The sequence below is a fragment of the Hymenobacter persicinus genome (assembly GCF_004167665.1).
GTDB lineage: Bacteria > Bacteroidota > Bacteroidia > Cytophagales > Hymenobacteraceae > Hymenobacter > Hymenobacter persicinus.
The window spans coordinates 34,811-53,840 of record NZ_SEWE01000026.1 but is presented as its reverse complement, the minus strand read 5'-3'; the positions used below and the strand labels follow the sequence as shown (position 1 = coordinate 53,840).

The following is a 19,030-nucleotide window of genomic DNA, read 5'->3' as shown; positions in this document are numbered from 1 at the left end:
AAGGTACGGAAGGTGAAATTGTGAAACGGTGAAATTGTGAATGGCCGTTCTAAGTGGCCAATAGCGCGCCGCCAGAACATCAAACCCACCACTTCACCATTTCACAAACTCACTATTTGACGGCAATGCAGGAAATTTCCACCTGCACGTCCTTGGGCAGGCGGCTTACCTCTACCGTTTCCCGGGCCGGAGCGTAGTCGGCGGGGAAGTAGCTGCCGTACACTTCGTTGATCAGGCCGAAGTTGCCCAGGTCTTTCACGAAGATGCTGCACTTCACCACGTCGAGCAGGGTGAGGCCGGCCGCGGCCAGCACGGCCTGCAGGTTGCGCATTACCTGGTGGGTTTCGGCCGCCACGTCGCCGCCGCCTACCAGCTGCCCGGCGGCATCCAGCGGAATCTGCCCCGACACGTACACGGTGTTGCCGGCCTGCACGGCCTGGCTGTACGGCCCGATGGGAGCGGGGGCGTCGGCGGAGTAAAGGATGGTATTGGCCATAAGGAGCAGTGAAAAGGGTGGCTAAGGTCGGTTAGGAAGCAAAAGTAAGCGAAAAATACACCCCGCCGCCCCAACTCCGGCCTACCCGGGCGGGCACAAAAAAAGGCCGCACCGGGGTTCCCAGCGCGGCCTTTCTTGTTTGGCTTGGTTATTCTACCGTCACCGACTTGGCCAGGTTGCGGGGCTGGTCCACGTTGCAGCCGCGCAACACGGCAATGTGGTAGCTCAGCAGCTGCAGCGGCACCACCGATACCAGCGGCATCAGCACGTCGCTCGTAGCGGGCACTTCAATGACAAACTCCGCCATGGCCGGAATCACATCGTCGCCTTCGGTCACGACGGCAATGATGCGACCCTTGCGGGCTTTCACTTCCTGAATGTTCGACACCACCTTTTCGTACGAGCTGTCTTTGGTGGCAATCACCACCACGGGCATGTTCTCGTCGATCAGGGCAATCGGGCCGTGCTTCATTTCGGCCGCAGGGTATCCTTCGGCGTGGATGTAGCTGATTTCCTTGAGTTTGAGGGCGCCTTCCAGAGCTACGGGGAAGTTATAACCGCGGCCCAGATAGAGGAAGTTGGTCGAATCCTTGAAGATTTCGGCAATTTCTTCAATCTCGTTGTTGAGCTGGAGCGCCTTTTCCACCTTCGCAGGAATGTTGCTGAGCTCCATCATCAGCTCGCGCAGCTTGGTGTCGGAGAGCGTGCCGCGCTGGTGACCCACAATCATGGCCAGCAGGGTCAGAACGGTTACCTGAGCCGTGAAAGCCTTGGTGGAGGCTACCCCGATTTCGGGACCGGCGTGAGTGTAAGCGCCGGCGTCGGTGGCGCGGGCAATGCTGCTACCCACCACGTTGCACACCCCGAAGATGGTTGCGCCCTTGCTCTTGGCCAGCTCGATGGCGGCCAGCGTATCGGCCGTTTCGCCCGACTGGGAAATGGCAATAACGATGTCGCGCTCCGTGATAATTGGGTTGCGGTAGCGGAATTCGGAAGCGTATTCAACTTCCACCGGAATGCGCGCCAGATCTTCAATCAGGTACTCGGCCACCAAGCCCGCGTGCCACGACGTACCGCAGGCCACAATCAGGATGCGCTCCGCGTTGACGAACTTCCGCTCGTAGGCGCGCACGCCACCCATGTTCAGGTGACCGGCTTCCAGCTCCAGACGGCCGCGCATGGAGTCGAGAATCGAGCGAGGCTGCTCGAAAATCTCCTTCAGCATGAAGTGCTCGTAGCCACCCTTTTCGATGCTGTCGAGCTCCATCTCCAGCTTCTGGATGTAGGGAGTCTGGTGCACGTCTTCCTTGCTGCGAATCTCGAGCTTCCCGTCGCGGATAACGGCAATTTCGTAGTCGTTTACATAGACTACCTCATTGGTGTACTCGATGATAGGCGTAGCGTCAGAGGCCAGGAAGAACTCGTCCTTGCCGATGCCGATTACCAGCGGGGAGCCTTTGCGGGCGGCAATGAGCTGGTTTGGGTCGTCCTTGCTCAGCACCACAATGGCGTAAGCGCCCACTACCTCGTGCAGGGCCAGCCGAACGGCCTCCTCCAGCGAGCAGCTGTTCTGCTTCTGGATTTCCTCAATCAGGTTAACGAACACCTCCGTGTCGGTATCGGAGTGAAATACGTGGCCTTGCTGCTGCAGGTGCGTTTTCAGGGCCGCGTAATTCTCGATGATGCCATTGTGGATGATGGCAATGCGCTCCGACGTGGAGTAGTGGGGGTGGGCATTGGAGTCGTTGGGCTCACCGTGGGTAGCCCAGCGGGTGTGGCCCATGCCGATGTGGGCGTGGGTATCCTTTTCGGCAATGAAGTTTTCAAGCTCCTGGACTTTGCCCTTCTTTTTGTAGACGTTCAGCGCGCCGTTAAGCAGCGCGACGCCGGCCGAGTCGTAGCCCCGGTACTCCAGACGGCGCAGACCTTTAATGATAATTGGGCAGGCTTCACGATACCCGATATAAGCGACAATTCCGCACATGATGTGTCAGAGAAAGAAGGGTTGAGGGAAAATCAAAAGGACACGGCCCTCAACAAAGGCCGTGCCGCAGTGATTATGAAAAGACAAATGATGACTAGCGCAATTTCGAAAAATACACGCGAAGCTTAATGTTTTGAGCGTCCAGGGCGGCCCGGTTCAACGACAAGTCGAGCGAGGTCGTGGAGTAGCGTACAACCGGGTAGAACATCAGCGCCGCCGGCCGTTCCCCACCCAGTAGGTCGTATACGTACGACTGCAGGTAGCTGGTCATGCTGATGCTGTAGTACTTATTCGTTGGGCTGATGTCGTAGAAAGCCGCGGTGGCATTCGTGCCGGCACCCTGCTGGTTGGCGCCGTCGGCTTGGACAAGCCGCTCGACGGGCGAAATGTTGACCGTGCGCTGCAGAATCTTATTGTCGGCCCCCAGTTCGTAAACTACCGCCTGCTTGGGCGCGGGAAACACCACGTTCGTGAACGGCTTGAGCGGTACAATCAGCTCGGCGCGGTTGATGGCCAGACCTTGGGAGTTGGCAAGCAGATCAGCTAGGCCGGGAATAACGAGCTTGGTGCCCAGGCCGAGGCCTTCCTGCATGTAGGCCACCTGATCCGGGGCGCTGGGCGCCACTGACTTGGTCGGGTCCGTGAGCTGGTCGAAGGGGGCTACGAAGGCCGTCTGCAGCTGAGTAAATACCCGTGCCGCGTTGGCTCCGGTCGAGTTGCCGAAGAAAATCTGGTAGGGCTCCGGCGTGACGTCGGCCCCGTTGATGTGGTAGTAGAACAGCACCCGGCTCTCCAGCGTCCGGTTGAAGCCCACGACAGCTCCCGTGAAGTTGTCGGAAGGCACAATGGCCATGCCTTTCCACAGGTTGTTGAGCGTCGTTTGGGTAAACGAAGTGTTCTTGTCCTTGAGGGCCGTGAAGATGCTCTGCATCAGCGCCGACGGCACCTCGGACAGCGAGCCGGCGGCTTTACGGTAGAGCGTCAGGCGGGCCGTACGGTCGGGCACGGTGACGGCCGTGGTGCTGTCCACGGAAACGCCGTTGACCAGAATCTTGGTTTTGAGGCCGTTGCTCTGCTGCTCAACCTTGGTACGGGTGAGGGAGCTTTTGCGCCCGGCCCCGATCAGGCTGCCCAGCGGTACATTAGAGGCCGAGTTGTAGGTAGCCCGCTCACTGAGGGGGCTGGTCAGGGCGTACACGTCAAACGAGACGGGGCTGGCCGAGCTGCCGTACACTTGGTCGAAGCCAGCCACCACGACCACCGAATCCAGAATCGGATCCGTGAACTGGCTGGGAAGGGTCGCGGCGGTGAGAACCTGCAGATTCAGGAAGGCTTTGGCCGTGGTGGTGCCCACCTTGGTGTCCTGCACCCGGCCCACTAAGAAGCGGGTGGAGTTCAGCGTTTCCACCGGCGACTGGCGCACGGTGGAGGCAGTAACCGGAAAGTCGCGGTATTCGGTGTTGATGGGAGTGGTGCCGGGCAGCTCTACTCCTAATTCGTTGGGATCCTCGCAGCCGGCCGTGGCAAACAGCAGAGCCGTGGAAAACAGGGAAACCGAGGCTACTCGGAAGGCGCTACTAGCTAGCCAATTCATTATAGAGCGTGTAGTAAGAGGAAAGCAGGTTTTCGTCGGAGCTAACCTGCCCCAACTGCTTTTTCTGCGAGTACTCGGTGAACATGGCGTTCAGGTTGTCGCTGAAGTCCTCGTCGGATTTTACCACCGAGTCGGCGTACTCCATGCCGACCTTGATGAAGCCACCGAAGTCAGCCGACTTGAGGGCCGCCAGCATTTCGTCATCAATGTCCAGCATCTTGGCCTTCTCGATGATGTCGCCTTCGAATTTGTGGCTGAACTCGTTGTTGTAGATGGTGAACACCGACTTGGCATCCTTGAAAATCGGGTCCTTCTTGTAGGTCGTTTTCAGGTACATCGGAATCAGGCCCGTCATCCAGTCGTTGCAGTGCACGATGTCCGGGGCCCAGCCCAGCTTCTTGACGGTTTCCAGCACACCTTTGCAGAAGAAAATAGCCCGCTCGTCGTTGTCGGCGTGAAATTTATCGTTCTTGTCGACCAGCACCGACTTGCGGTGGAAATAGTCTTCGTTGTCGATGAAATAAACCTGGAGCTTGGCGTTCGGGATGGAGGCCACCTTGATAATCAGCGGCTTTTCTTCCTCACCCACGGCGATGTTGATGCCCGACAGGCGAACTACTTCGTGCAAACGGTTCTTACGCTCGTTGATAATACCGAAGCGGGGCACGAAAATGCGGATTTCCATCCCCATCTCCTGCATGCCCTGGGGCAGCATCCGCAGAAACTCCGCTACCTTGGTCGTCTGCAAAAACGGGTTAATTTCCGTGGCAGCATAGAGTATTCTCAACTTGGACATAAAAGGTCAGTTGGTATGATTGGGAAAGGGCAACACTTTGGGATGCACAAAATTAAGCATTTTTGAGCGAATTATCAACCAACCACCCCTGCGGACCCTCTCCGCAGACTACTCATTTATGGAGATACTGCAAACGGCGGCCGAGTTGCAAGCCCGCACGGAAAAATGGCGTCAGGCCGGTCAACGCATTGGCTTAGTGCCCACCATGGGCGCCCTGCACGAAGGCCATCTGCAGCTGGTACGGGCCGCCGCCCAAGAGAATGACGTGGTCGTGGTAAGCATTTTTGTCAACCCGACCCAGTTCAACAACGCCGACGATTTCCGTCTGTACCCCCGCGTGCCCGATGCCGACGCGGCCCTGCTGGCCCCGGCCGGCTGCACGGTGCTGTTCCTGCCCTCAGTCGAGCAGATGTACCCGCGGCCCACGGTGCTGACCTTCGACTTTGGCCCCTTGGAGCGGGTGATGGAAGGCGCCCACCGCCCCGGCCACTTCAACGGCGTGGCCACGGTGGTCAGCAAGCTGTTTCACCTCAGCCGGCCCCACCGGGCGTATTTCGGCCAGAAGGATTTGCAGCAGGTCGCCATCATCCGGCAGCTGACCGCCGATTTGTCATTCGACCTGGATCTGGTGGCCTTTCCCACGGTACGGGAAGCTGACGGGCTGGCCATGTCGTCGCGCAACCGCCGGCTGAGCCCCGCCGACCGGGCCATGGCCCCGCAGCTGCACCAGGCCCTAGTGCTTGGCGCCGCCGCCCTGGCCCAGGGGCAGCCGGCCGAAGTGGCGCAAGCTGCCGCCGCGCAACACCTGGCGGCCTCACCCGGCATCAGTCTCGAGTACTTTGAGGTGGTAGATGCCCAGACCCTGCAGCCGGTAAGCGGGGCCGTGCAGGCGGGGCAAACGGTGGCGCTGTGCGTGGCGGCCCAGCTCGGCGGCGTGCGCCTAATCGACAACCTGGTAGTACCGGCGTAAACAAGGCGGCGGGCGGGCCGTTCGGGTGGATTTAGCTACCTTTGCGGCCCCAATTCAGCCCTTTTTACTTATGCATATCGAGGTCCTCAAATCGAAGATTCACCGCGCCAAAGTCACCCAGGCGGAGCTGCACTACGTGGGCAGCGTCACCATCGACGAAGACCTGCTGGACGCGGCCAACATGGTCGAAAACGAGAAGGTCACCATCGTCAACGTCAACAACGGGGAGCGGTTTGAAACCTACACCATCCGCGGGGAGCGGGGCACCGGCACGCTGTGCCTGAACGGGCCCGCCGCCCGCCGCGTGGCCGTCGGCGACATTGTCATCATCATCTCCTACGCCCTGATTGACTTTGCCGAAGCCCGGGCCCACAAGCCAACGGTTATCTTCCCGGACCAGCACAACCGGCTGGTCTAAGTCCGGCCCGGCGTTGGTTGCGTACTAAGCGTTTATTTTCGAATGCCGGCCGGTGGCCGGCGGCCCTGCTCCTCGTTGCTGCTGCATGAAGACCCTGTTTAATATTCTCAAGTACGCCCTGCTGCTGTCCGTGTCGGGGCTGCTGATGTGGTACGCCGTGCAGGGCCAGGACCTGAGCAGCATCGGCCGGCACGTGCGCGAAGCCAACTACACCTGGCTCATTGTGACGATGCTGCTGTCGGTGCTGGGCTACTTCAGCCGGGCCTACCGCTGGAAGATGCAGCTGGGGGCCGCTCAGCAGAAAACTGCGTACTGGGACGTGTACCACGCCATGATGGTGGGCTACCTGGCCAATCTGGTTCTGCCGCGCATGGGCGAGGTCATCCGCTGCTCGGTGCTGCAGCGCACCAGCAAGGTGCCGGTGCAGGTGGCGTTGGGTACGGTCGTCACCGAGCGGGTCATCGACGTGCTGGTGCTGCTGAGCTTGCTGGGCACCACCCTGTTGTTGGATTACAACACATTCTGGTCGTTTGTCACTGACAAAGTGCTGGCCGGCCGCTACGATGCGCTGGCCCGCAACCGCACACCCCTGCTGGTAGCGGCCGGCATTGCCCTGCTGCTGCTGCTGGGCCTAGCCTACGCGCTGTTTCGCAACCTGGAGCGCCTGCGCCAGAATGCGCTGTTCAACAAGATGGTCGTGTTCGTGAAAGGGCTGCTGGCGGGCATTTTCAGCGTACTGAAGATGGACAACAAGGCCCTGTTTCTGTTCCACACCTTCTTCACCTGGCTGGTCTACTACCTGATGGATTACCTGGCCTTCAAGTGCTTTCCGGCCACGTACTCGCTGGATATGCGCGCCGGCCTGGCAGTACTTACCTTCGGGGCCTTTGGCATGGCCGCGCCGGTGGCTGGCGGCATCGGTCCGTTTCACATTATGGTGCAGGGCATTCTGCTCGTCTACGGCATTTCCAAGGAAGCCGGCATTGCCTACGCCTTGGTTGTGCACGGCTCCCAGACCCTGCTGGTGGTGCTCATGGGCGGCATCAGCTTTGTGGCCAGCATGATTAAGTCGGGCCGCTCGGTGCGGCAGCTGGCTACCGAACCTTTAGCCGTTGTCACGGATGCTGTGGAGTAAAGACAAGATTTTCGACCGGCAGCAACTGCTGCCCACCCTGGCGCAATGGCGGGAGCAGGGCCGCAAAGTGGTGTTCACCAACGGCTGCTTCGATCTGCTGCACCTGGGCCACGTCGACTACCTGGAAAAGGCCCGCCACCTCGGCGACGCGCTGGTGGTGGGCCTGAACACTGACTCTTCGGTGAGCCGCCTCAAGCCCGGCCGGCCGTTGCAGGACGAAGTGTCACGGGCCCGGATTCTGGCGTCGCTTTTGTTTGTGGATGCCGTAGTGCTCTTCGATGAGCCGACGCCGCTGGAACTGATTACGCTGGTCAAACCCGACATCTTGGTGAAGGGCGACGACTACCCGATCAGTGGAATTGTGGGTCACGAGTTGGTGTTAGCCAACGGTGGACAGGTGCTCACCGTACCGCTCGTGGCTGGCTACAGCACGACCGGCATCGTGGAGCGCGTCCAGCGTCTCTTCACTTCCTAAGCCTTTTCCACCATGTACTATAACGCAAGCCCCATCTACTTCGTCGTCATCCTGGCGATGCTAGCAAGCTGGCTGATTCAGTGGCGCCTCAAAAGCAAGTTCCAGCAGTACTCCCAGCTGGGGCTGCAGTCGGGGCTGTCGGGTCGGCAGATTGCTGAGCTTATGCTGGCCGACCACGGTATCACCGACGTGCGCGTTATCTCGGTCGAGGGCCGCCTGACCGACCACTACAACCCGGCCGACAAGACCGTCAACCTCAGCGAAAACGTGTACGAGGCCCGCAATGCCGCCGCCGCCGCCGTGGCCGCTCACGAGTGCGGGCACGCCGTGCAGCACGCCACGGCCTACAGCATGCTCCAGTTTCGCTCGGCCATGGTGCCCATGCTCAGCAGCGTATCCACGTTTATGCCCTGGATTCTGATGGCCGGCGTATTCATGCTGCGCACCAGCCTGATTCCGCTCGGCGTAGGTATTGCCCTGTTTTCCATCACCACGCTGTTTAGCTTCGTCACGCTGCCCGTTGAGTTCGACGCCAGCCGCCGGGCCCTGGCCTGGATCGACAAGCGCGGCATTGTGACTCCCCAGGAGCATGCCATGGCCAAAGATGCCCTGTGGTGGGCCGCCATGACCTACGTGGTAGCCGCCATCAGCTCCCTGGCTACGCTGCTCTACTACGTGAGCATCTTCCTGGGCGGCCGCGACCGGCGCTAAACCTGGTTATTTAGCCAAGTACAACCGCCATTCCGGGCTGCCGGGGTGGCGGTTATCGTTTGGTCCGGCGGCGAGGCTCATAATTAGGGCATTGCCGAAAAAATCCGGGCCACCTGCTTATTCTGCGGGCTGCACGGCTTAATTTTGCGGCCAATCCCCGGCCGCGTCCCCGCGGCTCCCGTTCATTCCCACCCAAGCCTGTTTTATCATATGAATTTCCAACTCACCGAAGAACAACTCGCCGTGCAGGCGGCCGCCCGTGATTTTGCCCAGAGCGAACTATGGGCTGGCGTTATTGAGCGCGACGAGCACCAGAAGTTTCCCACCGAGCAAGTCAAAAAGATGGGCGAGCTGGGCTTTCTGGGCATGATGGTGAGCCCCGAGTACGGCGGCGGCGGCATGGATACCGTGTCGTACGTGCTGGCCATGGAGGAAATCAGCAAGGTGGATGCTTCCTGCTCCGTTATCATGTCGGTGAACAACTCGCTGGTGTGCTGGGGGCTGGAGAAATACGGCACCGAGGACCAGAAGCAGAAGTACCTGACCAAGCTCACCACCGGTGAGATGATTGGCGCCTTCGCCCTCTCGGAGCCCGAGGCCGGTTCGGATGCCACCATGCAGCGCACCACCGCCGAGGACAAGGGCGACCATTACCTGCTCAACGGCACCAAGAACTGGATTACCAACGGCAGCTCGGCTTCCGTGTACCTCGTTATTGCCCAAACCAACCCCGAGCTCAAGCACCGCGGCATCAACGCCCTGATTGTGGAGCGCGACACCCCCGGCTTCGTGGTGGGCCCGAAAGAAAACAAGCTCGGCATCCGCGGCTCCGATACGCACTCCCTGATGTTCACGGACGTGAAGGTGCCCAAGGAAAACCGCATCGGCGAGGACGGCTTCGGCTTTAAGTTCGCCATGCAGGTGCTGGCTGGTGGCCGCATCGGTATTGCCGCTCAAGCCCTCGGCATTGCCTCGGGCGCCCTGGAACTGAGTCTGAAGTACTCGAAGGAGCGCAAGGCATTCGGCGTTGAAATTGCCAAGCACCAAGCCATTCAGTTCAAGCTGGCCGACATGGCCACCAACATCGATGCCGCCCGTCTGCTGTGCCTGCAGGCCGCCAACGACAAGGATAACCACGCCGACTACGCCAAGTCCGGGGCCATGGCCAAACTGTTCGCTTCCAAGACGGCCATGGACACGGCCGTTGAAGCAGTACAGATCCACGGTGGATATGGTTTTGTGAAGGAATTCCACGTCGAGCGCATGATGCGGGACGCCAAAATCACCCAGATTTACGAGGGAACTTCGGAGATTCAGAAAATTGTAATCTCTCGGGAATTGTTGAAATAACGAGCGAATAGCCTAAAAGTCAGAATCATTGCATTTAACCCAGCCATTTTTTGGCTGGGTTTTTCTTTTTTGTGAATTTTTATATGTTATTTTGCATTGTCTAAGTCAGCCCTCCAATTTGACTGGCCACTACCCAGCACCCAAACCACCCCCGAATATGGAAGATTATAATAAAGTAATTGAGTCGCTTGGTGTCCGTTACATCAAGGCGAAGAATCTGGTTCTGCAGCAGCCTTTTACGGTTCGTAATTATTATGACGTAGGCAACAACCTCATTCTGTTGCACAAGGGCCGCATTGCCTTCGGCGACGAAGAGCAAGTTGTGGAAGAAGGCGAAATGCTGTTTATCCCCGGCGGCCGAGCGACCAAGGTCAGCTACGGCGAGTCGGCGGGCAAGAGCATCACCAACGATGATCTGATCAGCAACAAGGACAAGTTCTTTCACTCCAACGCCGACCTCGACCTGATCGGGGACGCCGAGGAAAGCCACAGCCACGTGAGCTTCGAGGCCAAGGTGTTTGACTCGGTGAACTTCTTCGCTTCCCTCGACGTGCCCGCCTTCCTGATTACCGGCAACTCCAAGCTGGCCAATCTGGTGATTAAGGTGGTGGAGGAAAGTATGCAGGAACTGCCCGGCCGGGAGCGCCTCATCACGATTTACACCGAGAACATCGTGGTGGAAATCGTGCGCTACATCCTCAAGAACAAGATGTTTGTGGAGCAGCTGGCTACCAACAGCACCTACTTCAAGGATCCGCGCCTCATCGACCTGTTCAACTACATCAAGGAGAACATCGGCGGCGACCTGTCGAACAAAGTACTCTCGAGCGTGGCCAACGTATCGGAAGACTACGTGGGGCAGTACTTCAAGATGCTGACCGGCATCAATCCCCAGGACTACATCGAATACCAGCGCATGGAGCGCGCCGTGTTCCTGCTGCGCACGACCAAGAAGAGCATCCGTGACATCGGCAAAGAGGTGGGCTACAAAGACACGGCCTATTTCTGCCGCCGCTTCAAGATGATGTTTGGCATTCCGGCCGGCAAAATGCGCCGCCGCGAATCGGCCATGAACATCTAGGCTGCGCCAGCGCATTCCTCAACAAACAAAAGCGGTTCCTCATCTGAGGAGCCGCTTTTGTTTGTTCATGGCCGTCTACTGCCGGAAAAGCTTAGGCAATGTCGAGCACAGCGTTGAATGTGCGAACCACTTTAGAGGCTTCGCCGAGAAACTCGGGGGCTTTTTCAATCTGGTTACCCACCACAATCACGTCGGCGCCGGCGGCCAGGGTGGCGTGGGCTTTTTCGGCCGTGTTGATGCCGCCGCCCACAATTAATGGCGTATCTACAGCTTGGCGGACGGCCCGAATCATGGCCGGCGACACGGGGTACATGGCGCCGCTGCCGCCGTCGAGATACATCAGGCGCAGACCTAGTTGCTCCCCGGCCATGGCCGTGCAGGCCGCAATACCGGGTTTGTCGTAGGGCAGCGGAGTGGTGCCGCTCATGTAGCTGGCCGTGGTTTGGCGTCCGGTATCAACGAGCATGTAGCCGGTGGGCAGAATCTGCAGGTTGCTGGCGCGCAGCAGAGGGGCCGAAATAACGTGCTGTCCGATCAGAAAATCGGGGTTGCGGCCCGAAATCAGAGACAGCAACAGAATGCCGTCGGCCTGGGTGTCGAGGTGGAGGCTGTGGCTGGGAAAGAGCAGTACCGGAATGGCACTCAGACTCTTAATCAAACGAATGAGCGACGCCTGGCGAGAGTTCATCACCAGGCTGCCGCCCATAAAAAAGTAATCTACAGCGTGCGACTCGCTCAGGGCCAACAGGTGCCGGCAGCCCGCCTCGTCCAGATTGTCAGGGTCGAGCAGCACGGCCAGAGACTTCTGGCCGCGTGCGCGACGCTTACTTAGGGTTTCATAGAGGCTGGTGAGGCGCATCCGCTTCTTCGTGGTACGTAAAGTCGATATCCTTGGTCTCCGGCTCCGTGGTAGCGTAAGCGGGAGAAGTCGCAAGGTCGGGATTTTTGATCATAGGTAAATATTCCCCGACTTTTTTGGCCACGTAAGCCATCAGAACTGCCGAAACCTGGGCAATGAGCATTTTACCAGTGTCGGACTGCAGAAACGACTGCAAGGCCGAAGCCGCCAGGTTAGCCGCTTCCGACGACGGCTTCTCGTAGGCCGCCGCGGTGTAGGGTACCGGGGCGTGCCGGGTTGGCCGCGGGGCTGCATCGTAAGAGGCAAACTCCTCGGGCGCATCGGTATGGTACACGTCGGGTGCCAAGTGAGCCCGCTCGTGGGCAGCGTGCGTGGCGTGCGTGGAGGCGGTGCGGCCCCGGTCGTACTGGTGCTGGCCGGCCCCGAAGCCCAAGTCATCGGCCACGGCTGTATCAACTTCGGTGTGGACAGGGGCGAAGTGCGCGCCCTTATGCGTTTTTTTGCGCGGCCGACCCCGGTGACGGGCGTACTCCGCCTCGAAATCATCTTCGTCGTCGGCGTGTTTTTTCTTGCCGAAGGCTTTTGCAATCAGCCAGATGCTGCCGGCCAGGCCGGCGCCGATCAGGGCGTATTTACCCACCTGCTGGCCATTTTCTTTGATGTTATCAACGTCTCCCAGCAGGGCCCGCTCGTACTCGAGCTTCTGGCGCTCCAGGAACTCCTTTTCGTCTTCGAACAGCGGATTGTGCAGCTCAGCCATAGGTTAGGTTATGCTTGACGTTTGTCGGATTTGTAGATGGTGTTGTTCAGCAGCTTGTCGGCCACGCCCTGGAAGAGCTTCTTGTCGACACCCACCAAAAAGATGATGAGCAGCACCAAGTAGAAGCCGGCCACGATGCCGAAGCCCCAGTACGGGCTGTCGAGGGCGCTGTTGAGGGCCAGGCCGGCAAAAATGCTCACAAAAATCAGGAACATGAGCCCGATAAAGCCCATGGCCGCCCCGTGCACGGTGCCCACGAAGGCGTTCTTCACTTTTTCCTGAGCCTCGAGGCGCACCAGGTCGATGCGCGTGTCGAGGTAGCCCATCAGGTTGCCGACAATACTGTCGTTGCGGGGAGTTTTGGTAGCGTCGTCGTCGTAAGCCATACGGCGGGGGAGAAGAAAGGCGGAGAACAATGTTTAGAACGGACGGGCCGAAAATCGGCGGAGGCCGTAGTTTTTCGAACCGACCTTTCCATACGGGAAAGAAGGGTTCGTGTCTGAAAAAGGCGTTACTTTTACTATATACTGCCGCGCTTTGAGTCAAAATCATTATCAGGTACTGGGCGTTTCAGCCACGGCTCCGGCGGCGGAAATTAAGCTGGCGTACAAGCGTTTAGCCGTGCGTTTCCATCCCGACAAGCACGGCGGTAGCACCCAGTTTGAAGAGCAGTTCAAAGCCGTGACGGCCGCCTACCACGTGCTCGGGGATGCGGGCCGCCGGGCCACCTACGACTTTCAGCTCCAGCAGGAGCGGCGGCGGGCCGAGGAAGCCCGCCGCCAGCAGCAGTACCGGCCCCAGGGCCAGCACGTGTACGGGGTGCCGATGCCCCCGCCGGCCCCTTTGCGCACCCGGCGGCCAGCCGGCTCAGCCGAGCGGCACTACCAGCGCATGCCCAAAAAGCGCGCGAGCTTCACCCGCCGCGACTACCTGCTCACGGGCGGTCTGCTGCTGCTGCTGCTCTTTATTCTGTCGGTGAAGGTGACCATGGACCACGTGACAGCAGTCAGCAACTACGAAGATGGGGTGCAGGCCTACGCCCGCCGGGAGTGGAGCCGGGCCCACAGCTTCCTGACCGAAGCCATCCACTTCAAGCCCCGCTACAGCGAAGCCCGGCGGCGGCGGGGCGAGATTGAACAGCTGGTGTACCAGGATTTCCGCGCCGCCCGCTCCGACTACTACGCCGCCCTCAACGACAGCAAGTCGGTGGGCGAAACGGCGGGGCTGCTCTACCGGCTGGCCCAGTGCCAGACCAGCCTGCAGCAGCGCGACTCGGCCGAGCTCAACCTAACCCGGGCCCTGGCCCTGGATTCCACGCTCAGCGCGGCTTGGCTGGCCCGGGGGGAGCTGCGGCTGTTTGGCCTGCACGTCTTTCCGGACGCGGTGCAGGATTTTACCACTGGCCTGCGCCAACGCTTAACGGCCCAGCAACCCCTGTCGTTGAAGTACCTCACCTACCGGGGCTTGGCCTATTACAAGCAGCGCGACTACGGGGCCGCCCGCGCCGACTACCGGCGGGTGCTGGAAAACAATCCGCAGAATGGGCAGGTACACTTTCTGCTGGGCTGTCTGGCCGAGCAGGAGGGCAACCCCACCGCGGCCTGCGAGTTTTTTCGGCGGGCCCGGAGCCTGGGTTACTTGTTCAAGGTGGAAGATAAGCTGCGCAACTGCCGGTAGCGCCCGGGCTTAGGCTTCGGCGGGCTCGGTTTCGGGAGCGGCTACCAGCGGCAGGGTAAACAGAAACACGCTGCCCTTGCCCGCGGTGCTTTCCACCCAGAGCCGCCCGCCCTGGGCGGTAATGAACTCCCGGGAAATGCTCAGCCCCAGCCCCGAGCTGCCCTGGCGCTGGCCCGCGGCAGCCGGCAACTCGGCGAAGCGCTGGAAGATACGTTTATGGTATTCGGGGGCAATGCCGGGGCCGTGGTCGTGGATGCTCACGCGCACCATGTCGCCCCAGGGCACGGCGCGCAGCAGCAGCTTTTCGCCGTGGGGGGAGTAGCGGATGGCATTGGCCAGCAGGTTGATGAGCACCCAAGTGGTTTTTTCCACGTCGGCCTGGGCCGTGGGCAGCGTGTCGGGCAGCTGAGTTTCAAGCTCCAGCTGCTTGTCGCCGAGCTGGGGGCGTACGGTTTCGATGGCGTAGCGCACCACGTCGGTTAGCGTCACGGGCTGGACATTGAGCTTGATGTCGGCCCCGGCGTCGAGGCGGGATACGTCGATGAGCTGGCCCACCATCTGGAGCAGGCGCTGGGTTTCTTCCCGGATGCCGCCGGCAATACGCTGACGCTCCTCGGGCTCGGTCCGGTCGTCCTGGAGCAGCATCAGGCTGAGGTTGATGCTGGCCAGGGGCGTTTTGAGCTCGTGGGAAATAGTGGCCAGAAAGTTTGACTTCACCTGGTCCAGCTTTTTGAAGTCGGACACGTTGCGCAGGCACAGAATATGGCCGCCCGCGGCTGGCTTGCCCGGCGTGGGCACCACGGCTTCGATAGGGCTAATGCTGAGCTGGTAGTGCGGAGCCCGGCCCTGGTGGGGAAAGGTAAAGACCGGGTCGGGCACGTTGTCGCCGGCCAGGTTGTGGGCCGCCAGCGGCTCGAGCAGGGCCCGGATGGTTTCGTTGGTACGGGCCACTTCAGTCGCCGACCGGCCCAGCAGTTCCGCGGCCGGCACGCCCACCAGCACGCAGGCCACCGGGTTGGCCAGCACCACAACGCCTTTCTCGTCGAGCAGGAGCAGACCTTCGTCGAGGCTGCGCACGAGGGCTTCCATACGGTTGCGCTCCACGAACAGCTCGGCCAGCGTGAGGCGGCGTTCATCCTCGGCCTGGCTCAGCACCCGGTTGACGGCCGCCGCCACCGTGCCCACCTCGTCGCGCTTGCCCACGGCTACCCGAGTGGTGGTGCCCGGCCCGGCTACCCGCTCCATGTCCACGGTGAGGCGGCGCAGGGGACGCACCACGATGCGGGGCAGGCGCACCATCATGGTAACGCCCACAGCCGTGCCGGCCAGTAAAAAGGCCAGTACCGTACCCCGGGCCACGTTGAAATCAGCCTGCTCCAGGCCAGCAGCCCCGTGCTCGAGGTAGCTGATGGTAACGAAAGCGTAGCCGCCCAGTCCCAGCAGGAGCAGAAGCAGCAGAAACACACTGAGGCGGATTTTATTCTTTAAGCTCATGGCTTAGCAGGCGAGAAGGGTAATGCGTGAGGGACACCTAGCTCTCCAGCCCGTATTCCTGCAGCTTGCGGTAGAGCGTGGTCAGGCCGATGCCGAGCTTGCGGGCGGCTTCGGGCTTGTTGCCGGCCAGGGCCAGCATGATGCGCTGGATGTGGCGGGCTTCCACGGCGCGCAGGCTTTCGTCGTCGGGGTTGGCAGTGAGGCCCGCGGCCCGGGGGCGGGCGTGAAACTCGTCGGGCAGAAAGTCGGCGGACAGGGGCGCATCGGCGGGGGCCAGGATGGCGGCGCGCTCCAGCACGTTCTTGAGCTCCCGCACGTTGCCGGGCCAGTCGTAGCCCTGGAGCAGGCGCAGGCACTCGGCGTCGAGGCCGGGCAGGCGCTTTTGCAGCTTGGCGGCGAAATATTGCAAAAAGTACTCGGCCAGCGGAGCCACATCGGCGGGGCGGGCCTTGAGCGGGGGCACCGTGATGGTAAACACCGAGAGGCGGTAGTAGAGGTCGGGGCGGAAGCGGCCCTCGGCGGCCTCGGCCTTCAGGTTGCGGTTGGTGGCGGCCACGAGGCGCACGTGCACGGAGGTGGGCTTGGTGTCGCCGAGCTTGGTGAAGCTCTGGGTTTCGAGCACCCGCAGGAATTTGGCCTGCACGTTGAGTTCCAGCTCCCCGATTTCGTCGAGGAAGAGCGTGCCGCCGTTGGCTTCTTCGAGCAGGCCTTTTTTGTCAGTAAGGGCCCCGGTGAAGGCGCCCTTTTTGTAGCCAAACAGCTCCGACTCGAGCAAGTCCTTGGGGAAAGCCGAGCAGTTGACGGCCACGAAGGGCTTCAAGGCCCGGTCACTGGCCTGGTGGATGGCCTGGGCAAAGAGCTCCTTGCCCGAGCCCGTGGGTCCTTCCAGCAGCACGGTGCTGCCGGTAGGTGCCACCTGCCGGGCCAGCTGCTGGGTACGCTTCAGCTCCGCCGACTCGCCAACCATCGACTCGAACCGGTACTGCTGGCCCACGCGCCGCTCCAGCTCCAGCACCCGCCGGCGCAGGCGGGCCTTTTCCGCGGCCCGGTCCACCACCACAATGAGCTGCTGCTCGAAGTCACCCTTGGTCAGGTAGTCGAAGGCGCCGGCCTTCATGGCCTGCACCCCGTCGGGAATGGTGCCAAAGGCAGTGAGCAACACGATTTCGGCCTCGGGGGCTTTGGCTTTGAAGCGGGGAATCAGGTCTACGCCGTGGCCGTCGGGCAGCTTCACGTCGGAGACGAGCACCAGGATATCGTCGGCGTGCTGACCCAGCAGCTCCAGGCCGCGGGTGGCGTCGGGGGCCTGGAGCACCACGTAGCCCTCCAGCTCCAGCACTCGGGCCAGCAGCTGCCGCAGGCGGGCTTCGTCGTCGATGATGAGCAGGGTTCCGGTGGGCATGGATGGGGAATGTTGGGTTCAGAGCAAAAGTAGAGCTAAGAACTTTAGAGCGAAGGTGGCAGAACCACTCAGTTTAACTCCGCCGGATTTCCTCCTTGATGTGCTCCACAAACTGGCCGAATTCCGGCTCGGCTTCCACGTTTTCGTGCCAGGCTAAGCCCATTTCGGCCAGGTTGTACTGGTGCTCCTTGGCAATGGTGGCGCCGGGACTGAGCTGGCCGGCGGCGTCCCGCTCGTAGCCGAGTAGCCAGAGCCGGTCGGCCAGGGCGGTGGTAGTCTGGATGTCGTGGGAGATGATGATAACGGTGTTCAGCTCGTCCATCGTGGTGACTTCCACGATGATTTTCTTGAGCTCGTCAATCATGGCCACGTCAAGGCCGGAGAAGGGCTCGTCGAGCAGGATGAGGTGGTCGGAGCAGAGCAGCTGCTGGGCAATGGCGGCGCGCTGGCGCTGGCCGCCGGAGAGGTGAGCCGGGTACTTTTTGCGGTGCTGGGTCAGGCAGAAGCGCTCCAGGTAGGTTTCCACCTGCTCCCGGGCGGCTGCGGGGGCGTGCTTGCGCTGGGCGGCGACCAGCAGGTTGTCGTGCAGGGTGCGGTGGTCGAAGAGGGGGTAGCGCTGCTGCACGAAGCCCACGGTGCCGGGCACCACCGGCTGCTGCTCCACGCCCACGCGCACCGTGCCCTGGCTGGGCGTAATTAGCCCGGCCATGATGCGGCAGAGCACCGACTTACCGATGCCGGAGCGGCCGTAGAACCCCACGACCTGCCCCTGACTCATACCCGGCCGTACCACGTCGAGGACCTGGGCGTCGATGTCGCGCAGAATTACTTCGCCGTGGTAGCTCATCGAAACGCCTTCCAGGGTCAGAACGGGTTCTTTATAGGAGTAGGGAGACATGGCGGGGAAGTGATGAACTTGGAAAATGGTGAGTTGACGTTCGGCTGGAAGCCTTACTTGGCGGCCGTCAGCACGGAGTAGGGGAAGAACACCCGGCGCAGGAGCACGAACACGTAGTCCTGCAGGGCGCCGGTAGCCAGAATGACGAGCTGGATGGCCAGCACGCCGTCGAGGTGGAGGTAGCGGTTCTGCTTGTAGAGCAGCAGCCCGATGCCGCCCTCGGATTGGTACAAGGTCTCGACTAGGGTAATCATGGTCCAGATGATGGCAAAGTTCTGGCGGACCACTTCGAGCATCTCGTCGAGCTTGCCTAGCACTACCACTTCCAGAAAGCTGCGCCACTCGCTCATGCCCAGGGTGCGGGCGTGGTCCATTTCCTCCTGGGTGGTAGTCAGAATCACGCTGGTCATGCCCGTAACCAGATACACTGTGGCCCCGAAAATCAGCACCGAGAGTTTCACCTGGTGGCCCGAGCTGAGCATCAAGGCCATGAAAAAGGTGAGGCCCGTCAGCGTCAGGTAGCGCATCTTGGAGGCCGCGTAAGCAATGGGCCGGAAGAAGGGCAGGGCCGTGAGGTACGATATCAGCAGGGCCAGCATCGTCGCCACGCTCAGGGCCTGCAGGGCCGTAGTCATACTGGCCCACAACTCCTGAATCAGCCCCTGGGTCGTGACTAAGTCGCCGAGGGAGCGGAAGACTTCGCCCAGGGACGGAAACAGGCGGAGCGGGTAAAACAGCCATAGCAGCAGCAGCACCAGCCCCTGCCCGGCCACCATCAGTAGAAACGTGGCGCGGGGCGGCTGGGCGTTGGGGGTAAACAGGGTTTTCATATGGTGAGATGGTGAGATGGTGAACTGGTGAGTTTGATGTTCTGGCGGGACTATCGGCGCGGCTTGCGCCAGCGGAAGGACAACTCACTAGTTCACCAGT

19 protein-coding genes are annotated in these 19,030 nt (G+C 60.9%); 8 read left to right on the top strand and 11 right to left on the bottom strand.

Annotated features, from left to right (window positions below; translation table 11 throughout):
• Nucleotides 1–112 precede the first annotated feature (112 nt).
• The 4 genes from EWM57_RS13055 to EWM57_RS13040 form a co-directional block, all read right to left on the bottom strand.
• Complete coding sequence (locus tag EWM57_RS13055) at nt 113–496, bottom strand: RidA family protein (protein WP_129921593.1); 384 nt, start codon at nt 494–496, stop codon at nt 113–115.
• A 148-nt stretch (nt 497–644) separates the two neighbouring features.
• On the bottom strand, nt 645–2,480 hold the full coding sequence (gene glmS / locus EWM57_RS13050) for a glutamine--fructose-6-phosphate transaminase (isomerizing) (RefSeq protein WP_129921592.1): 1,836 nt from the start codon (nt 2,478–2,480) through the stop codon (nt 645–647).
• Nucleotides 2,481–2,574: 94 nt separating this feature from the next.
• On the bottom strand, nt 2,575–4,074 hold the full coding sequence (locus EWM57_RS13045; protein WP_129921591.1) for a DUF4270 family protein: 1,500 nt from the start codon (nt 4,072–4,074) through the stop codon (nt 2,575–2,577).
• Nucleotides 4,058–4,870, bottom strand: a complete 813-nt coding sequence (locus EWM57_RS13040) for a glycogen/starch synthase (protein WP_129921590.1) — start codon at nt 4,868–4,870, stop codon at nt 4,058–4,060. Before EWM57_RS13040 ends, EWM57_RS13045 begins: the two co-directional genes overlap by 17 nt.
• A 118-nt stretch (nt 4,871–4,988) precedes the next feature.
• Between EWM57_RS13040 and panC the strand changes: the two genes are divergently transcribed.
• From panC to EWM57_RS13005, 7 genes are all read left to right on the top strand, one after another.
• Nucleotides 4,989–5,840: a pantoate--beta-alanine ligase gene (panC, locus tag EWM57_RS13035; protein ID WP_129921589.1), complete on the top strand. Its 852-nt coding sequence runs from the start codon at nt 4,989–4,991 to the stop codon at nt 5,838–5,840.
• Nucleotides 5,841–5,910: 70 nt separating this feature from the next.
• The gene (gene panD, locus EWM57_RS13030) at nt 5,911–6,258 is read left to right on the top strand and encodes an aspartate 1-decarboxylase (protein WP_129921588.1); all 348 of its coding nucleotides are present in this window, start codon (nt 5,911–5,913) and stop codon (nt 6,256–6,258) included.
• Between the two features lie 85 nt (nt 6,259–6,343).
• The gene (locus tag EWM57_RS13025) at nt 6,344–7,393 is read left to right on the top strand and encodes a lysylphosphatidylglycerol synthase transmembrane domain-containing protein (protein WP_129921587.1); all 1,050 of its coding nucleotides are present in this window, start codon (nt 6,344–6,346) and stop codon (nt 7,391–7,393) included.
• On the top strand, nt 7,380–7,868 hold the full coding sequence (gene rfaE2 / locus EWM57_RS13020; protein WP_129921586.1) for a D-glycero-beta-D-manno-heptose 1-phosphate adenylyltransferase: 489 nt from the start codon (nt 7,380–7,382) through the stop codon (nt 7,866–7,868). Before EWM57_RS13025 ends, rfaE2 begins: the two co-directional genes overlap by 14 nt.
• 12 nt (nt 7,869–7,880) lie before the next feature.
• Nucleotides 7,881–8,579: a zinc metallopeptidase gene (locus tag EWM57_RS13015; protein WP_129921585.1), complete on the top strand. Its 699-nt coding sequence runs from the start codon at nt 7,881–7,883 to the stop codon at nt 8,577–8,579.
• 210 nt (nt 8,580–8,789) lie between these two features.
• Nucleotides 8,790–9,929 carry an acyl-CoA dehydrogenase gene (locus EWM57_RS13010; RefSeq protein ID WP_129921584.1) on the top strand — a complete coding sequence of 380 codons (1,140 nt, stop codon included), beginning with the start codon at nt 8,790–8,792 and terminating at the stop codon, nt 9,927–9,929.
• Between the two features lie 157 nt (nt 9,930–10,086).
• On the top strand, nt 10,087–11,010 hold the full coding sequence (locus EWM57_RS13005) for a helix-turn-helix domain-containing protein (RefSeq protein WP_129921583.1): 924 nt from the start codon (nt 10,087–10,089) through the stop codon (nt 11,008–11,010).
• 91 nt (nt 11,011–11,101) lie between these two features.
• On the opposite strand, the gene EWM57_RS13000 is transcribed toward EWM57_RS13005, so the two are convergent.
• From EWM57_RS13000 to EWM57_RS12990, 3 genes are read right to left on the bottom strand one after another with little or no spacing between them, the layout of a single operon-like run.
• Entirely contained in the window at nt 11,102–11,869 is a 768-nt protein-coding gene (locus EWM57_RS13000; RefSeq protein ID WP_129921582.1) for a geranylgeranylglyceryl/heptaprenylglyceryl phosphate synthase, read from the bottom strand.
• Entirely contained in the window at nt 11,847–12,629 is a 783-nt protein-coding gene (locus tag EWM57_RS12995; RefSeq protein WP_129921581.1) for a hypothetical protein, read from the bottom strand. Before EWM57_RS12995 ends, EWM57_RS13000 begins: the two co-directional genes overlap by 23 nt.
• Before the next feature lie 8 nt (nt 12,630–12,637).
• Entirely contained in the window at nt 12,638–13,015 is a 378-nt protein-coding gene (locus EWM57_RS12990; protein ID WP_129921580.1) for a phage holin family protein, read from the bottom strand.
• A gap of 109 nt (nt 13,016–13,124) precedes the next feature.
• Between EWM57_RS12990 and EWM57_RS12985 the strand changes: the two genes are divergently transcribed.
• Nucleotides 13,125–14,306: a DnaJ domain-containing protein gene (locus EWM57_RS12985; protein WP_129921579.1), complete on the top strand. Its 1,182-nt coding sequence runs from the start codon at nt 13,125–13,127 to the stop codon at nt 14,304–14,306.
• A 9-nt stretch (nt 14,307–14,315) separates the two neighbouring features.
• Here EWM57_RS12985 and EWM57_RS12980 read toward each other — a convergent pair whose 3' ends face one another.
• The 4 genes from EWM57_RS12980 to EWM57_RS21175 all read right to left on the bottom strand — a co-directional run bounded on the left by EWM57_RS12980 (nt 14,316) and on the right by EWM57_RS21175 (nt 18,930).
• Nucleotides 14,316–15,800: an ATP-binding protein gene (locus EWM57_RS12980; RefSeq protein WP_129921578.1), complete on the bottom strand. Its 1,485-nt coding sequence runs from the start codon at nt 15,798–15,800 to the stop codon at nt 14,316–14,318.
• Nucleotides 15,801–15,837: 37 nt separating this feature from the next.
• Nucleotides 15,838–17,202, bottom strand: a complete 1,365-nt coding sequence (locus EWM57_RS12975) for a sigma-54-dependent transcriptional regulator (RefSeq protein WP_129921577.1) — start codon at nt 17,200–17,202, stop codon at nt 15,838–15,840.
• Between the two features lie 73 nt (nt 17,203–17,275).
• Complete coding sequence (locus tag EWM57_RS12970) at nt 17,276–18,100, bottom strand: ATP-binding cassette domain-containing protein (RefSeq protein WP_129921576.1); 825 nt, start codon at nt 18,098–18,100, stop codon at nt 17,276–17,278.
• 53 nt (nt 18,101–18,153) lie between these two features.
• Entirely contained in the window at nt 18,154–18,930 is a 777-nt protein-coding gene (locus tag EWM57_RS21175; RefSeq protein WP_165370508.1) for an ABC transporter permease, read from the bottom strand.
• Between the last annotated feature and the right edge of the window lie 100 nt (nt 18,931–19,030).